The organism is Bathymodiolus heckerae thiotrophic gill symbiont (assembly GCF_900128515.1).
Lineage (GTDB): Bacteria > Pseudomonadota > Gammaproteobacteria > PS1 > Pseudothioglobaceae > Thioglobus_A.
The window spans coordinates 1-15,120 of the sequence record NZ_FQTP01000038.1 but is presented as its reverse complement, the minus strand read 5'-3'; the positions used below and the strand labels follow the sequence as shown (position 1 = coordinate 15,120).

Annotated in this window: 15 protein-coding genes; 8 read left to right on the top strand and 7 right to left on the bottom strand. The window is 38.8% G+C overall.

Annotation, left to right across the window (positions count from 1 at the left end):
- The 3 genes from BTHERMOSOX_RS06095 to rlmE form a co-directional block, all read right to left on the bottom strand.
- Positions 1-530 (bottom strand): DEAD/DEAH box helicase family protein (locus BTHERMOSOX_RS06095; protein WP_138120228.1); only part of this gene is annotated, 530 nt, incomplete at its 3' end.
- Positions 530-1,501 (bottom strand): polyprenyl synthetase family protein, encoded by a 972-nt coding sequence (locus tag BTHERMOSOX_RS06090; protein ID WP_138120227.1) that lies wholly within the window; start codon positions 1,499-1,501, stop codon positions 530-532. The genes BTHERMOSOX_RS06090 and BTHERMOSOX_RS06095, both read right to left, overlap by 1 nt.
- A gap of 4 nt (positions 1,502-1,505) precedes the next feature.
- On the bottom strand, positions 1,506-2,123 hold the full coding sequence (gene rlmE / locus BTHERMOSOX_RS06085; RefSeq protein WP_138120226.1) for a 23S rRNA (uridine(2552)-2'-O)-methyltransferase RlmE: 618 nt from the start codon (positions 2,121-2,123) through the stop codon (positions 1,506-1,508).
- Positions 2,124-2,214: 91 nt separating this feature from the next.
- On the opposite strand from rlmE, the gene typA reads away from it, so the two are divergent.
- Positions 2,215-4,020 carry a translational GTPase TypA gene (typA, locus tag BTHERMOSOX_RS06080; protein WP_138120225.1) on the top strand — a complete coding sequence of 602 codons (1,806 nt, stop codon included), beginning with the start codon at positions 2,215-2,217 and terminating at the stop codon, positions 4,018-4,020.
- A gap of 59 nt (positions 4,021-4,079) precedes the next feature.
- Positions 4,080-7,166 (top strand): efflux RND transporter permease subunit, encoded by a 3,087-nt coding sequence (locus tag BTHERMOSOX_RS06075; protein WP_138120224.1) that lies wholly within the window; start codon positions 4,080-4,082, stop codon positions 7,164-7,166.
- Between the two features lie 111 nt (positions 7,167-7,277).
- On the opposite strand, the gene ruvA is transcribed toward BTHERMOSOX_RS06075, so the two are convergent.
- Genes ruvA through leuC form a run of 3 tightly spaced genes read right to left on the bottom strand, consistent with a single transcriptional unit; the run spans position 7,278 to position 9,883 of the window.
- Positions 7,278-7,865 (bottom strand): Holliday junction branch migration protein RuvA, encoded by a 588-nt coding sequence (gene ruvA, locus BTHERMOSOX_RS06070; RefSeq protein ID WP_138120223.1) that lies wholly within the window; start codon positions 7,863-7,865, stop codon positions 7,278-7,280.
- A complete protein-coding gene (leuD, locus tag BTHERMOSOX_RS06065; protein ID WP_138120222.1) occupies positions 7,862-8,476 on the bottom strand; it encodes a 3-isopropylmalate dehydratase small subunit in 615 nt (204 codons plus the stop codon). The genes ruvA and leuD overlap by 4 nt, the downstream gene beginning before the upstream one ends.
- Before the next feature lie 9 nt (positions 8,477-8,485).
- Positions 8,486-9,883, bottom strand: a complete 1,398-nt coding sequence (gene leuC, locus BTHERMOSOX_RS06060; protein ID WP_138120221.1) for a 3-isopropylmalate dehydratase large subunit — start codon at positions 9,881-9,883, stop codon at positions 8,486-8,488.
- Between the two features lie 55 nt (positions 9,884-9,938).
- Between leuC and BTHERMOSOX_RS06055 the strand changes: the two genes are divergently transcribed.
- The 6 genes from BTHERMOSOX_RS06055 to BTHERMOSOX_RS06030 all read left to right on the top strand — a co-directional run bounded on the left by BTHERMOSOX_RS06055 (position 9,939) and on the right by BTHERMOSOX_RS06030 (position 14,708).
- Positions 9,939-11,717, top strand: a complete 1,779-nt coding sequence (locus BTHERMOSOX_RS06055) for an N-acetylglutaminylglutamine amidotransferase (protein ID WP_138120220.1) — start codon at positions 9,939-9,941, stop codon at positions 11,715-11,717.
- A 1-nt stretch (position 11,718) separates the two neighbouring features.
- The gene (gene rnhA, locus BTHERMOSOX_RS06050; RefSeq protein ID WP_138120219.1) at positions 11,719-12,156 is read left to right on the top strand and encodes a ribonuclease HI; all 438 of its coding nucleotides are present in this window, start codon (positions 11,719-11,721) and stop codon (positions 12,154-12,156) included.
- A gap of 134 nt (positions 12,157-12,290) precedes the next feature.
- A complete protein-coding gene (locus tag BTHERMOSOX_RS06045) occupies positions 12,291-12,521 on the top strand; it encodes a hypothetical protein (protein ID WP_138120218.1) in 231 nt (76 codons plus the stop codon).
- 100 nt (positions 12,522-12,621) lie between these two features.
- Positions 12,622-13,248 carry a rhodanese-like domain-containing protein gene (locus BTHERMOSOX_RS06040; RefSeq protein ID WP_138120217.1) on the top strand — a complete coding sequence of 209 codons (627 nt, stop codon included), beginning with the start codon at positions 12,622-12,624 and terminating at the stop codon, positions 13,246-13,248.
- A 28-nt stretch (positions 13,249-13,276) separates the two neighbouring features.
- The gene (locus BTHERMOSOX_RS06035; protein WP_138120216.1) at positions 13,277-13,795 is read left to right on the top strand and encodes a tetratricopeptide repeat protein; all 519 of its coding nucleotides are present in this window, start codon (positions 13,277-13,279) and stop codon (positions 13,793-13,795) included.
- Positions 13,785-14,708: a DUF3530 family protein gene (locus BTHERMOSOX_RS06030; RefSeq protein ID WP_138120215.1), complete on the top strand. Its 924-nt coding sequence runs from the start codon at positions 13,785-13,787 to the stop codon at positions 14,706-14,708. The genes BTHERMOSOX_RS06035 and BTHERMOSOX_RS06030 overlap by 11 nt, the downstream gene beginning before the upstream one ends.
- Here the strand turns inward: BTHERMOSOX_RS06030 and BTHERMOSOX_RS06025 are convergent.
- The coding region (locus BTHERMOSOX_RS06025) for a ferritin-like domain-containing protein (RefSeq protein ID WP_138120214.1) at positions 14,705-15,120 on the bottom strand (416 nt) is incomplete at its 5' end. The genes BTHERMOSOX_RS06030 and BTHERMOSOX_RS06025 overlap by 4 nt on opposite strands.

The following is a 15,120-nucleotide window of genomic DNA, read 5'->3' as shown; positions in this document are numbered from 1 at the left end:
TCATCGATTTCACCATTCCATTTTTTAGCTGAATAATCTTCAAGCAACTCAGCCATTTGTTCTAATTGATATTTTCCAGGTGGCTCATCAAATAATAAAGTGTTATCAAAAAGAGAGTTATCAGAAGTGCTATCTTCGCATAAATTAATAAGATTTCGAATGCAAACATAGCGTGATCGACCCTTTACCAATGCATATTCAAAATCGACTTGGCAGTATTTTTGTGCTTCAGGAATGTCTTTTAGGAGTAATTGCTCTTGTAAGGCGACATTAGCACTAGAAATAATAAGCTTTTTTTTATGGGCTTTAGCAATGGGGATAGCACTAAGTAAATAAGCAAAGGTTTTGCCTGTGCCAGTGGGCGCTTCAACGCATAGAATTTTGTTTGAGTTTTGATACTCATCAGAAAGAGTTTTGGAAATCTCAGCGATCATTTTATTTTGTGAAGGGCGAATCCTAAAGTCTTTCATGTCAGACTTTAGGGCAATAAAGGAATCTCTAATTTGAACTTTTAGCTCGTTTGATAGCACTATGATTTACGTGCTAAAGAAAGATCACAAAGTAGAATTAATGCCTCTTTGTAAGCTGAATCGTCAATACTAGTTAATGAGTCTTTGGCCAACTCAGCAGATTTTTTAGCCTGATCACGCGTGTAGCTAAATGCATCCACTGATTGTAGAATTTTAATCACTTGTGTAATTTTGCTATTATCAGCATTATTAATAGCATCTTCTAGCAATTGCTTTTCAGAACCTGATGTGTTCGCCAAGGCGTAAATCATCGGCAGGGTGGTTTTGCCTTCGGCTAAATCATCACCCACTTCTTTGCCCATAGTTTCACTGTCTGATTCATAATCCAACACATCATCAATAATTTGAAAAGCATTACCTAGATGTAAGCCATAATTTTTAAGTGCTTGTTCTTGAACTTGATTAACGTCAGAAAGAATGCCACCAATTTGTGTTGCTGCTTGGAATAAAACAGCTGTTTTACGTTCAATCACTTGATAATATTCAACTTCAGTTAGTTCAGAATTTTGACAATTCAGTAATTGTAAAACCTCACCTTGGGCAATTTCATTGGTTGCTTTAGAAAGAATTTGCATAATATTAATTGAGCCAGGCTCAACCATCATCTCAAACGAACGTGAATATAAAAAATCTCCCACTAAAACACTGGCCGCATTACCCCAAGCTTCGTTTGCAGTATCTTTACCTCGACGCGTTGCTGACTCATCAACAATGTCATCATGCAGTAGAGTGGCTGTATGAATTAGCTCAATCACTACGGCCATTAGTCGGTGGTGTTCACCTTGATAGTTTGTTGCGCGAGCACAAAGTAGCAGCAGCAGTGGGCGTAAGCGTTTACCACCTGCACCAATAATATAAGCACTCATCTGATTGATCAATGCTACATTAGAACTTAAACGACTGTGTAGTAGTATGTCTGTTTGCTCTAAGTCTTCTTTAAGTAGGGTGCGAATGTCGTCAAAATTTTGCATGTTGCTATTTTAGCTTAGTTGCTAATAAATATACTTCTTTAGATCTAGCACGCGAGGCTTTTGGTTTGCGAATAATAACTCTAGAAAAAGCAGCTCGACAAGCTTTGACGTATTCATCAAAGCCAGCACCTTGAAATACTTTAATAAAAAATGTTCCATTTGGGGTGATGGTCTTAATGGCCATATCAAGGGCCAACTCACATAAATACATCGACTTAGGGATGTCCACTGACAGTTGTCCACTCATATTAGGTGCCATATCACTGAGCACTACATCAATTTTCTTGCCAGCTGTTAGCTTAAGGAGTTCTTTATACACCGAATCCTCAGTGAAGTCACCACACAAAAAATCAACACCATCAATCGGCTCAATTTCAAGAATATCACTGGCAATAACTTGGCCATTTTTACCCACCATTTTAATGGCCACTTGACTCCAGCCACCAGGGGCCGAGCCTAAGTCTAAAACTCGATCGCCCGGTTTGATAAATTTATCTTTATCCATAATCTCGGTGAGTTTGTAAACAGCGCGCGAGCGATACCCTTCTTTCTGAGCGCGTTTAACGTATTCATCGCTCAGATGTTCACTCATCCAGCGACCTGAGGAGCCTTTTTTACCCATAAGTCTTAAGTCATTGATTCACATTAATAATTCCTAATATTATAGGAGACTTAGGGGATAATGGTGTCTTTTTCGAATTATTCTTATACGCATGAATACTAAACTTAGAAACATCGCCATTATTGCTCACGTTGACCATGGTAAGACTACACTAGTTGACAAATTATTGGAGCAATCAGATACATTTGATGAGCGTTTTGAGTCTACTGATCGTATGATGGATTCGAACGATCTTGAAAAAGAGCGTGGTATTACTATTTCGTCAAAGAACACGGCGATTAAATGGGGTGATTACCATATTAACATTGTAGATACCCCAGGACACGCCGACTTTGGTGGTGAGGTTGAGCGCGTATTATCAATGGTTGATTCAGTATTGTTGTTGGTAGATGCACAAGAGGGCCCAATGCCACAAACGCGTTTTGTAACTAAAAAAGCATTTGATCAAGGCCTTAATCCGATTGTTGTTATTAACAAAATTGATAAAGATGCAGCCCGACCTGACTGGGTAATTGACCAAGTGTTTGAATTATTTGACCAATTAGGTGCAACAGATGAACAACTAGATTTCCCTGTTATTTATGCATCAAGTATTAATGGTTATGCATCACTTGAAGATGACGTTCGTAAAGGCGATATGTTGCCAATGTTTGAAACTATTGTTAAGAACGTAAAGGCACCAGAAGTGGACATTGAAGCACCACTACAGATGCAAATTACAGCACTTGATTATTCTTCATTTGTGGGTGCAATCGGTATTGGCCGAATCACTCGTGGCACCATTAAGAAAAATCAGCAAGTGGTCATTGTAGGTGCTGACGGCATCGAGAAAAAAGCTAAAATTGCCAACTTACAAGGTTTTTTAGGTCTTGATAAGATTGATTTAAATGAGTCTGAAGCAGGTAATATTGTTGCGGTTACAGGCATTGAAGGTATTTCAATTTCAGATACTATTTGTGATCCTGAGACTGTTGAAGCGTTACCACCACTTAGTGTTGATGAGCCGACAGTATCAATGGCATTCCGTGTGAATGATTCCCCGTTTGCTGGTTTAGATGGTAAATTTATTACCTCTAGGAATATTCGTGATCGTTTAGATAAGGAGCTTATTTACAACGTTGCACTTCGTGTTGAAAATACCAATGATCCATCTGAATTTTTAGTGTCAGGTCGTGGTGAGTTGCATCTATCTGTATTAATTGAAACCATGCGTAGAGAAGGTTTTGAATTAGCTGTAGGTCGCCCACAGGTAATCTTAAAAGAAATTGATGGTGTAACATGCGAACCATTCGAAGATTTAAGTATTGATGTTGAATCTCAGCATCAAGGCACAGTAATGGAGAAATTAGGAGAGCGTAAAGGTGATTTAACCAATATGGAGCCTGATGGAAATGGACGTGTTAAGCTTGAATTTAACATTCCCGCCCGTGGTTTGATTGGTTTCAGAACTGAATTTTTAACCGCAACTAACGGTACTGGATTGATGAACTCAACCTTTGACGCTTACAAGCCTCAAAAGCCTGGCACAATTGGACAGCGCTCAAATGGCTCGCTGATTTCAATGAACCAGGGTAAGGCAGTTGCTTACGCAATTTTCAACTTACAGAAGAGTGGTAAGTTCTTTGTTGAGCATAATACGGAAATCTACGAAGGTATGGTTGTTGGTATTCATGCGCGTGATAAGGATCTTGTGATCAACGTAATGAAGGGTAAGCAATTAACGAACGTACGTGCTTCTGGTACAGATGAAGCAGTTTCACTTACGCCAGCAATCAAACTAGATCTTGAGCAAGCATTAGAGTTTATTGATGATGACGAGTTGGTAGAAGTAACGCCAAATTCAACACGTATTCGTAAGCGTCTATTAAAAGAAGTAGAACGTAAGCGCTCAAAATAAATGTCTTTTCGTAAGACGTCAAGGTTTAATAAGTATAAGCCTTGGTATACTATTCACCTATGAATAGTATTCTTGAATTTTTAGTTAGGCAGAAAAAACTCGCACTGGTGTTTACCATCAGTGTGATTGCACTTGGCCTACTTAGTCTTAACAACATTCAACGTGATCAATTTCCTGTGGTGGATTTTGAAGTAATGTCTGTTATTATTGCTTATCCTGGTGCCTCGCCTGAGGATGTTGAGCAAAATATTACTAATGTTGTGGAAGATGAATTAAGCAATATTTCAGGTATTGATAAATTTACCTCCACTTCCCGTGCTGGTACTTCTTCTGTTATTGTTACTTTGTCTCAGGATGTTGGCGATATTTCCGAACTTAAACAAGAAATTCGTAATGCGGTTAATCGCATCAAATCCTTGCCGGAAGAGGTGGTTGATTTGCCTCGCGTTACCGATCATAAAACATCAAGAAAAAGCGTTATTAAAATCAGCATTGGTAGTGATCAATTAAGTTACGCCCAGTTGAGAGGCGTGGTTGATAATATTGCCACATCAATTGAGTTGATTGATGGCGTCTCAGAAGTTAGTAAACAAGGTTATTTAGATAAAGAGATTCAAATTCATATCGATCCTCAAAAGCTTTATCGGTACGAGTTATCCTTGCCTCAAGTGATGAGTGCTATTTCTGCACGTAATCAGCGCTATACTGTGGGCAGTAATCACCACCAGCAAGAGGAAAAAACCATTGTGGTTTTATCAAAATTTGATGCTGCAGATGATGTTGGCGAGGTAATTATTAAATCAAACTTTGAGGGTTTGGTGGTTAGGTTGCAAGACATCGCCACAATCGAATCAGGTAATGTTGAAGAGAAGTCTATCGTACGCGTCAATGGTCATAAGGGCTTTATTCTACGTATCAAAAAACAAGCACAGGCAGATGTAATTACCACGGTTGACTTGGTGAAAGCGCATATGGATAAGGTGCTTAAGAAACACAACCATAAAATCGATATTTTTTACTCATCTGATACGTCTAAGTATGTGCGTAATCGCTTAGAAATTGTCACTAATAATGGCTTAATTGGTTTGTTATTGGTACTAGTAGTTTTGGGCGCATTTTTATCCTTTAAGACGGCTTTTTGGGTAGCAGTAAGTTTGCCGGTGAGTTTGCTTGGTACAGTTGCGCTACTGGGCGTTACGGGTGAAACCATCAGCCTAATATCATTAGCAGCGATGATTTTAGTGCTCGGTATTGTGGTGGATGACTCGATCATTGTGGCGGAGAGTATTCATCACTATAAGCAAACAGGTGAAAACAGATTTGAATCGGCCGTACACGGCTTTAAGCGTGTGATTATGCCTGTTGTCACCACAATCCTAACCACTGTATTGGCATTTTCATCCATGTTCTTAATGGATGGCACTATGGGTAAATTTATCTATGTGATCCCACTGGTGGTTATTTTTGCATTAACGCTATCATTTTTAGAGGTTTCATTAGCATTGCCTGCACATTTGGCAGGCACTATTGAAAAGCAAAAAACTCATAATTGGTTTGAATATTTTGAGCGTAAATTTGAGAATTTTTTAACTCGAGTATTACAAATTCGATATTGGGTGGTTGTAATTTTTAGCGTAGTTTTGGTATTTTCACTTTATTTTGCTAGCACACAAATGAAGTTTGCTTTATTTCCAGCTGTGGGCGTTGATACGATCAATGCACGCATGATCATGCCAGTAGGCTCATCATTAACAAATACTGAAACCAAAGCAACTGAAGTCGAAGAATTAATTACTAATGTTATCGGTGATGATTTAATTTCAGTCACCACAGATGTGGGCAAGTACTTTACTCATAAGGCAAAATTTACCATTGAATTGGTGCCAAGCTCTCAGCGTCAAATAGACTCTAAAGTGATTTTGAGTGCGTTAAAAGCACAGATAAATAAGATCAAAGATGTAGAAAAATTAAAGTTTTCTGTGCATCGTCCAGGCCCACCTCAAGGTGAAGATGTAGAAATTAATTTAATCAGTCAAGAGGGTGATGAGAATAAACGTGCCGCTGATAAATTAGAACAAATTTTGCAAGATCTAACAGGTGTTGATAACATCAATCGCGATGACGATCCAGGCAAGGATCGTATTGAAGTCAAACTTGATTTTGAAAAAATGGCTCGTTTAAATATTGATTTTTCTACGGTTAATCGCTACCTTCGAGCAGCCTTTACTGGCATCGATGTCACCAACATTAGAGAAGGTCAAAACGATATTAATTTCCGATTATATCTAGGTGATATGCAACAATCAGAAGCTTTCATTAATTCACTAAAAGTGGTTAACAGAAATGGTCGCATTGTGCCTTTATCTAATTTTTCTAGCATTCGAGAGATTGTTGGTGAGCCTGATTTTAATCATTACAACGGCCTTAGGTCAATTATGGTTAGTGCCAGTATTGAAGATGAAATCACTTCAACTGGCGAAGTAATGAAGCAAGCGTTGTTGCAACTTAACCTGGATGAGGATTTTCCATCTGTGCGCGCTATTTCAGAAGGTGGTGCGAAGAAAACCATGGAATCTATGGCCAGTTTTAAACAGGCCTTTATTATGGCAATTTTTGGTATTTTCTTATTGTTGGTATTATTATTTAATTCTTACACCCAGCCACTATTAATTTTAAGTGCTATTCCTTTTTCAGTGATTGGCGTTATCTGGGCATTTTTCCTTCACGGTGAAACCCTAAGCTTTTTTGCTATTTTGGGTATTTTGGCGCTGGTTGGTGTTATTGTTAATGACTCATTGGTGTTGGTTTCTCACCTTAATTATCTTAAAGACAAAACTCTGGAAAAATTCAGTGTGCATGAGTGGATTGTTAAGGGCACCAAGGATCGATTACGTGCTGTGGTGCTCACCAGCTTAACCACACTTGCCGGTATTATTCCTTTGGCATATGGTATTGGCGGTACAGACTATATCTTGCAGCCAATGGCCTTAGCATTAGGTTATGGTTTGTTATTTGGCACACTGATGACACTAGTTTTGCTGCCGTGCCTGTATTTGATGAATGTTGAGTTTGTAAGTTGGATTTCTAGACTTAAAAAATCAAGAAAAATAAGCGTATTCAATATTTCTAAAATTTTGAATAAATAGGCTGTTTAAGGCTGTTTTAAAGGTAAAAAACACTCAAAAACAGCTTATTTAGGTGTTTTAACGCATCCAAATAAGCCCATTCGCATTATTGTCTATATTTTTGTCAGAGCGTCATTTGTTTTGTAATGCTTGGCGAATTAATTCTTCAGTAGAAAGAGTTTCATCGGTAATGGCGCTTAACATTTTTTTAGCTTCTTTAACTTTAAAACCGAGTGATTGTAATGCTTGAGAAGCTTTAAGTGAATTTGGATTAGAGTTTGATGAGGTGATTTTTTGATGACTACCCTGACTAAGCTCTAATTTTTCTAGGCGAGTTTTGAGTTCTAAAATAAGCTTTTGCGCCGTTTTCTTGCCGATTCCTGGGGTTTTGGCAAGCAATACATCATCTTCATTGGCAACTGCACTCATGAGTGAAGCAATGTTTAAGTGTGACAAAATAGCCAGCGCTACTTTGGGACCAATGCCATTCACTCGAATCAATTCTCTAAACAGAGTTTTTTCATCTTTAGAGATGAATCCGTATAAAGTTTGCGCATCTTCTTTTACGTGAAAATGCGTATGTAGCATGATGTTGTCACTGTCGCCCATGTCATAAAAACTTGACATTGGGCATAGTATTTCATAACCAATACCACCCACCTCTAGTAAGATTTCAGGTGGGTTTTTTTCTAGAATTTTTCCAGTTAAGCGTCCGATCATAGCCAAGAGTATTTTTTAAAATAAGTATTTTCAAATGATTTTATCTCATCTGAGTGTTGCAATGTAAGGGCGATATCATCCAAGCCATTCATCAATCTACGCTTGCGCTCTGCATCAACTTCAAAACTATATTCTTTGTTATTTGCTAGAATGGTTTGAGCCTCAAGATCGATGGTGATGTCACCATTTACTAAGAACAATTCATCCATAATGTCGTTATTTTGAACGATAGGTAGAATACCATTTTTAAAACAATTGTTATAAAAAATATCGGCAAAACTTGGTGCGATAATAGCTTTAAAGCCGTAATCTTCCAATGCCCAAGGTGCATGTTCACGTGATGATCCACAGCCAAAATTTTCACGGGTAATGAGGATTTTTGCACCTTGATATTCAGCTTTATTGAGTACAAAGTCTTTATTGATAGGGCGCTTTGAATTATCCATACCAACTTCACTAGCATCTAAATAACGCCATTCATCAAATAAGTTTGGGCCAAAGCCAGAGCGTTTAATTGATTTTAAAAATTGCTTAGGAATGATGGCATCGGTATCAATATTGGCACGGTCAAGGGGTGCGGCGATAGAAACTAAGGTTGTAAATTTTTCCATAATGATTCCTTAAGGTTGGGCGAAGTGCCCGGCAATAGCACTTGCTGCCGCGATTTCAGGGCTAACTAAATGAGTAAAAGAGCCTTGGCCTTGGCGACCTTCAAAGTTACGATTCGAAGTGGAAGCGCAACGCTCGCCAACTTCAAGTTTATCAGCATTCATGGCCAAGCACATAGAGCAGCCTGCTTCACGCCACTCAAACCCTGCCTCGGTAAATATTTTGTCGAGACCTTCTTTTTCTGCTTGTGCTTTAATTAGGCCTGAACCTGGAACCACCAAAGCTAGTTTGATATTATCAGCAATATGCTTGCCTTTAGCAACATCGGCTGCAGCGCGCAAGTCTTCGATGCGTGAGTTGGTGCATGAGCCAATAAATACTTTGTCAATTGAAACTGTATTGATCGGTATATTAGCTTCAAGATGAATGTAATTTAACGCATTTTTAATGCTTTGCGCTTTAACAGGATCGGACTCTTTTGTCGGATCAGGAATTAAGCCATCAACCGCAACGACCATTTCAGGAGAAGTACCCCAAGTAACTTGTGGCTTAATGTCTTTCGCATCGATACTAACTATCTGATCAAAATGAGCATCTTTATCAGAATGTAGTGACTTCCAATATTCGACCGCTTTATCCCACTCATTGCCTGTTGGTGCCATTGGACGACCTTTGACGTATTCTAGAGTTTTATCATCAACTGCTACCATGCCAACACGAGCGCCGGCTTCAATCGCCATATTGCATAATGTCATACGACCTTCAACACTTAATTTTTGAATGCTTGTGCCAGCAAATTCAATCGCAAAACCTGTGCCACCGGCAGTACCAATTTGGCCAATGATATAAAGTGCGATATCTTTAGCGCTTACGTATTTGTTAAGATCGCCATTAACTTCAATTTTTAAATTCTTAGATTTTGATTGCCATAAGCAGCCTGTAGCCAAAACGTGTTCTACTTCACTGGTGCCAATACCAAACGCCAAAGCACCAAGCGCACCGTGTGTTGAAGTGTGAGAATCGCCACAAACAATACTCATGCCTGGCAATGTTGCACCTTGTTCTGGGCCAACCACATGAACAATACCTTGGCGAATGTCATTCATTTGAATTTCATTAATGCCAAATTTTTCACAGTTTGAGTCTAAGGTTTCAATTTGTAATTTTGAAATAGGATCTTCAATGCCACTTACGCCACTTGAGCGATCTGTAGTTGGTACGTTATGATCTGGCACGGCAATACTCGCTGCTAAACGCCAAGGCTTTCTGCCTGCTAATTCTAGACCTTCAAATGCTTGAGGTGAAGTTACCTCATGGATCAATTGTCTATCAATATAAATAAGCGCTGTGGTTGCCTCTTCTCGCACCACATGTGTGCTCATTAGTTTGTCATAAAGTGTTTGTGGCATAAATCGATTGAAAATCTTGATAAAATAACCATTTTACATTCTCTATAACTTAGATATGTGCGGTATTTGTGGACAATTAAGATTTGATAATCAAGCAGTAAGCACCAATGATTTACATATCATGAAGCAAAAGATTGCGCGCCGTGGTCCAGATGGGTCGGGCGAGTGGCTTGATAAGACTATTGGCTTTGGCCATCAGCGTTTGAGTATTATTGATTTGTCGAATTATGGTGCACAACCGATGGTTAATCAGGCGCTTGATTTGGTACTGGTGTTTAACGGAACTATCTATAACTACAAAGCTTTGCGCGTAGAGCTAATCAAAAAAGGCTATGAGTTTTTCTCGCAATCTGATACAGAGGTTATTCTTAAAGCTTATGCAGCCTGGGGTGAGGATTGCGTTACCCACTTAGATGGTATGTTTGCATTTTGTATTTGGGATAAAAAACAACAGTATTTATTTGTGGCTAGAGATCGCATGGGCATTAAGCCTTTGTATTTTAATCTGACCGATAAAGCTTTTAGTTTTGCATCTAACACGCAATCGTTAATTTCAATTGGTGCGAATACCGATATTAATTCTGTCGCTTTGCAGCAGCAACTATCACTGCATGCAGTTGTGCCAGCGCCAAACACTATTCTTGAAGGTGTAAAAAAAATCAAGCCAGCCACAACATTGATTATAAAGCCTAATGGCGATATTAAAGAAACAACGTATTGGCAACCTAAGGCACAACGACCAGAGGTTGCATTGTCAGATGCCGATTATATTGAACGCACTCATGAGTTATTAACTCAAGCGGTTTTAAAAAGAATGGATGCGGCTGACGTGCCAATTGGCGTGTTGTTATCAGGTGGCTTGGATTCGTCTTTATTGGTGGCATTACTACATGAAGCGGGTCATCAAGATATTCGTACTTTTTCCATTGGCTTTGAAGATATTGGCGATGAAGCAGGCTCTGAGTTTGAGTATTCAGACCAAATCGTAAAACGATTTAATACGCGCCATCAGAAATACGTGGTGAGTAATTCACAAGTATTACCAAGATTAGGCGAGGCAATTGCCAATATGGCTGAGCCGATGGTTGGTCAAGATGCCGTGGCTTTTTATTTACTCTCTGAGCAAGTCTCAAAACACATTAAAGTAGTGTTATCGGGTCAAGGTGCAGATGAAGCATTTGCAGGCTATTTTTGGTATTCACGCATGCAGGCAGAAAGCGGCACTGAGGTTGAGCGTTTTTCTAAGCATTATGTTGATAGACCTTATGAAGAATACTTGCAAACCATTAATACTAAATATCATTCGGGCGATCATACTCAGGCCTGGCTTAATAAAGAATTTTCCAAGGCTAATGCTGATGAATTTATGGATAAAGTCTTTCGTACCGACATCACTCGCTTAGTGGTAGATGATCCAGTTAAGCGTGTTGATAACATGACCATGGCTTGGGGTTTAGAGGCGCGCGTACCATTTATGGATTATCAGCTAGTAGAGCATGCGCTGAGTATACCACCGAGCCTTAAAATGGCCGAGGAAGGCAAACACCCACTTAAACAAATCTCTCGCGGACTATTGCCTGATAGCGTGATTGATCGTAAAAAGGGCTATTTCCCTATGCCAGCGCTTAAATATGTTCAGGGTGAATTTTTAGAATTTATGTCTGATATCTTAACCTCAAGTACTTGTATTAATCGAGGTGTATTCGACCAAGCATTTGTGCAAAAAGTCATTAACAAGCCTGAGCAATATATGACCGCGTTAAATGGATCACGTCTGTGGCATTTGGCACTATTGGAGTATTGGCTACAAATTAACGTTGACGGTAATAAGTAATATGGAAAAAATAGTAATTTATACCGATGGCGGTTGTCGAGGCAATCCTGGCATTGGTGGTTGGGGTGTGTGGCTACGTTATGGTGATCATGATAAAAAGCTCAAGGGCAGTGAAAAAGACACCACTAATAATCGCATGGAGCTAATGGCAGCTATTAAAGCTTTGGAAGCTATTAAATCAAAAGACATTGATATTAATTTATTTACTGATTCTAAATATGTCATGAATGGTATTAATGATTGGATCAAAGGCTGGAAAGCTAAAGGTTGGAAAACAGCAGCAAAAAAACCGGTTAAAAATGTGGATCTTTGGCAACGCCTAGATACGCTTAATGCCTCACACACAGTGCATTGGCATTGGGTTAAAGGTCATAGTGGCGATGAAGGTAATGAAATGGCTGATGAATTAGCTAATCAAGCTATGGATTCTATGAATTAATGCTCAGATAATAGTAAGCTTATTTCTTATAATTAGAATATTATGATATTTAGATAGTTACGATAAAAGTTGCAATTATAGCTCTACATGGTATAAATGGTATTTTTAAACGTATTTCAATAAGGAGAGAAGTAGTGAAAAAATTAGCCGTATTATTTGCATTTTTAATGACAACAACCGTATTTGCACACCAATCTGGTGAGGCAGTAGCTCCGTTAGGCGCTAATGCAACAGACGAACAAAAGCAAGTTATTCGTGATGGCGCACAAGATTTTTGTGATGGTGCAGAAGAAGATGCAAAAGAAGAATGCGTCATGGATTTTTTCGCTAATCACAACTTAGAAGAAGAGCCTAGCTGCGACTAGCAACAGAATTTTTAATGCTCGCTATCCTAGGAGGGGAGTGTTATCAATAACAAACTCAATAATGAGTTATTTTTTTATATATAAAAATGAGGAGAGAAGTATGAAACTTCAAACATTAGTATTATCTGCTGCGTCAGTAGCATTATTAGCATCAACAGCTGTAACAGCTAAGCCAGTTGGTATCGTTAAAGGCGTTATGGAAATTGCGGGAATTTCACGTAACCAAGATAACAAAGCAACAATCGACCCTGCATTTGCAAAGACATCACGTCCTTGTCCACCATTTTGTATTCAGCCAACTAAACCATTTGCACCTGCTGCAGTTGAAACAGTTACTGAGCTTGATGTAATTCACGCAGCGCGTGATATTGCTGGTGGCAACACATCAATGTTGATTGTTGATGCGCGTACACCGGGCTGGGTTAAGAAAGGTACAATTCCACATGCAATTAACGTTCCATATACAAAGCTTAACTCTAAGGCATTAGCCAAAGATCCTATGGCAGTTGTAGAAATCTTAACAGGTAAGTTTGGTGTTAAAGATATGGATGGCGTATTGAATTACGATGGCGCTAAGACACTATACTTGTTCTGTAATGGTTCATGGTGTGGTCAATCTCCTGCAGCGATTCGTGCGCTATTAACAATGGGTTATCCTCAAAGCAAGATCAAATACTACCGCGGTGGTATGAACGATTGGAAGCTTTTAGGCTTAACAGTTAAATAAATTGTTAACCATTGGTTTAAAAAGAGGGATGTTAATAGCGTCCCTTTTTTACGGGTTAATTACCTCATTCGCGCAAGCTGAAACAAGATTTGATCGTTGGTATCAAATTGGCTACGATTATTCACAAATGGGTCGCAATAGCGAAGCATTTAATTGGATGATGCGTGCCGCTGACGGCGGACACCCTGCTGCGCAAAATAATATTGGACTAAGTTATTTACACGGACTTGGTGCTGAGAAAGACGACAAAAAAGCCTTTGAGTGGTTTGATAAATCGGCCAAACAAGGCTTGTCTTATGCTCAAAGTGAACTAGCCATGCTTTATTATGATGGCAAAGGTATTGATAAGAATATTGAATTGGCGCAAAGCTGGTGGCTAATCGCTGCCCAGCAAGAAGATGAATATGCTCAGTTTAACTTAGCTTCACTGATGCTAGAAAAAGGCGACATCAAAGAGGCTTATTACTGGTTTAATCGAGCCACGAAAAATAATCATCCAGATGCAAAAGAGGCTCTAGAGCTTCTAAATAAAAAATATGTTGAATAAAATAATCATCACTTTTGTGCTAAGCACTTCGTTGAGTGTTTCGGCTTTTTTTCCAAGCTTGGATGATTTTCCAAAATTTCCAAAATTTCCAAAATTTCCAGAATTTCCGGAATTTCCGGAATTGCCGAGGTTTGGCGAGTTTGATCCTGTTTTATTGCAGAAATTTTATAACCAGTTTACCGATGCTAAACCTGATTTCGAGCGTGAAGATCGAATGATTGGTGAAATTGAAGATGCAGTCATGGATGGCGATGTTGAATATTTGCCATTGGCTGATAACAAAGAAATGTTTAGTATTTACATGGAAGCAGAGTCGAATGAGCCAAAAGGCGGTGTTATTATTATGCATTCTCGTGGTTATCATGCAAATTGGGATAGTGTTATTAAGCCGATTAGAGTGGGTATGGTAGCCAAAGGTTGGCATAGTTTATCGGTGCAGATGCCGGTACTTGATAAGAAAGCCACTTATTATGATTATGTGCCAATTTTCCCGTATGCCCATGAGCGTATTGAAGCGGCGATAAATTTTTACAAAAAACTCGGTGTTGATAATATTGTTCTTATTGCTCATGGCTGTGGTGCACATATGGCCATGAGTTATTTTGATAAAGTTGGCGATGACAAAATAAATGCTTTTGTTGGTATTGGTATGGGTGCGACAGACTATAAACAAAAAGTGGTTAAGCGCATGCCACTTGATTCCATGTTAAAACCTGTGCTTGATATCTATGGTGAGAAAGATTTTCCTGGGGTTAGGCGATCTGCTAAAGATCGGCAATGGTTAATGAATGTTGCCAATAATAAGAAAAGCAAGCAGAAAATTATTAACAAGGCAGGTCACTACTATAAAGAAAAAGGCACCTCGGATGCCTTAGTGACAACCATTGACACTTGGTTGCTCAGTCTAGATTAGTTGGCTTGTAAATAAGTTAATTCTTGTTCGGTAAAGTCTGCTAATTTTCTAGCTTCAATATTAAATGGTCCACGTAATGGCTCACCAATGTGTTTCAAAATGAGCATTTCGAACGTTTTAATAGGCTCTAGATTTCTTTGACTGCATAAATGGTGATACCAATAATTGCCGATTTTTACATGTCCAATTTCATCTTTAAGAATAATATCTAGCAAGCCAACCATAGGTTTAAAGTTGGAGTTTGTAAAGCGTTTTTGTATCTTCGGTGTAGCATCTAAGCCTCTGGCCTCAAGCACTCTAGGTACTAATGCCATTCTAGCAAGTACATCATAATCAGTTTCATGCGTCATTTTCCATAGGCCATTATGCCCGTCAAAATCACCATATTGATAACCAAGCTCGATTAGATAAT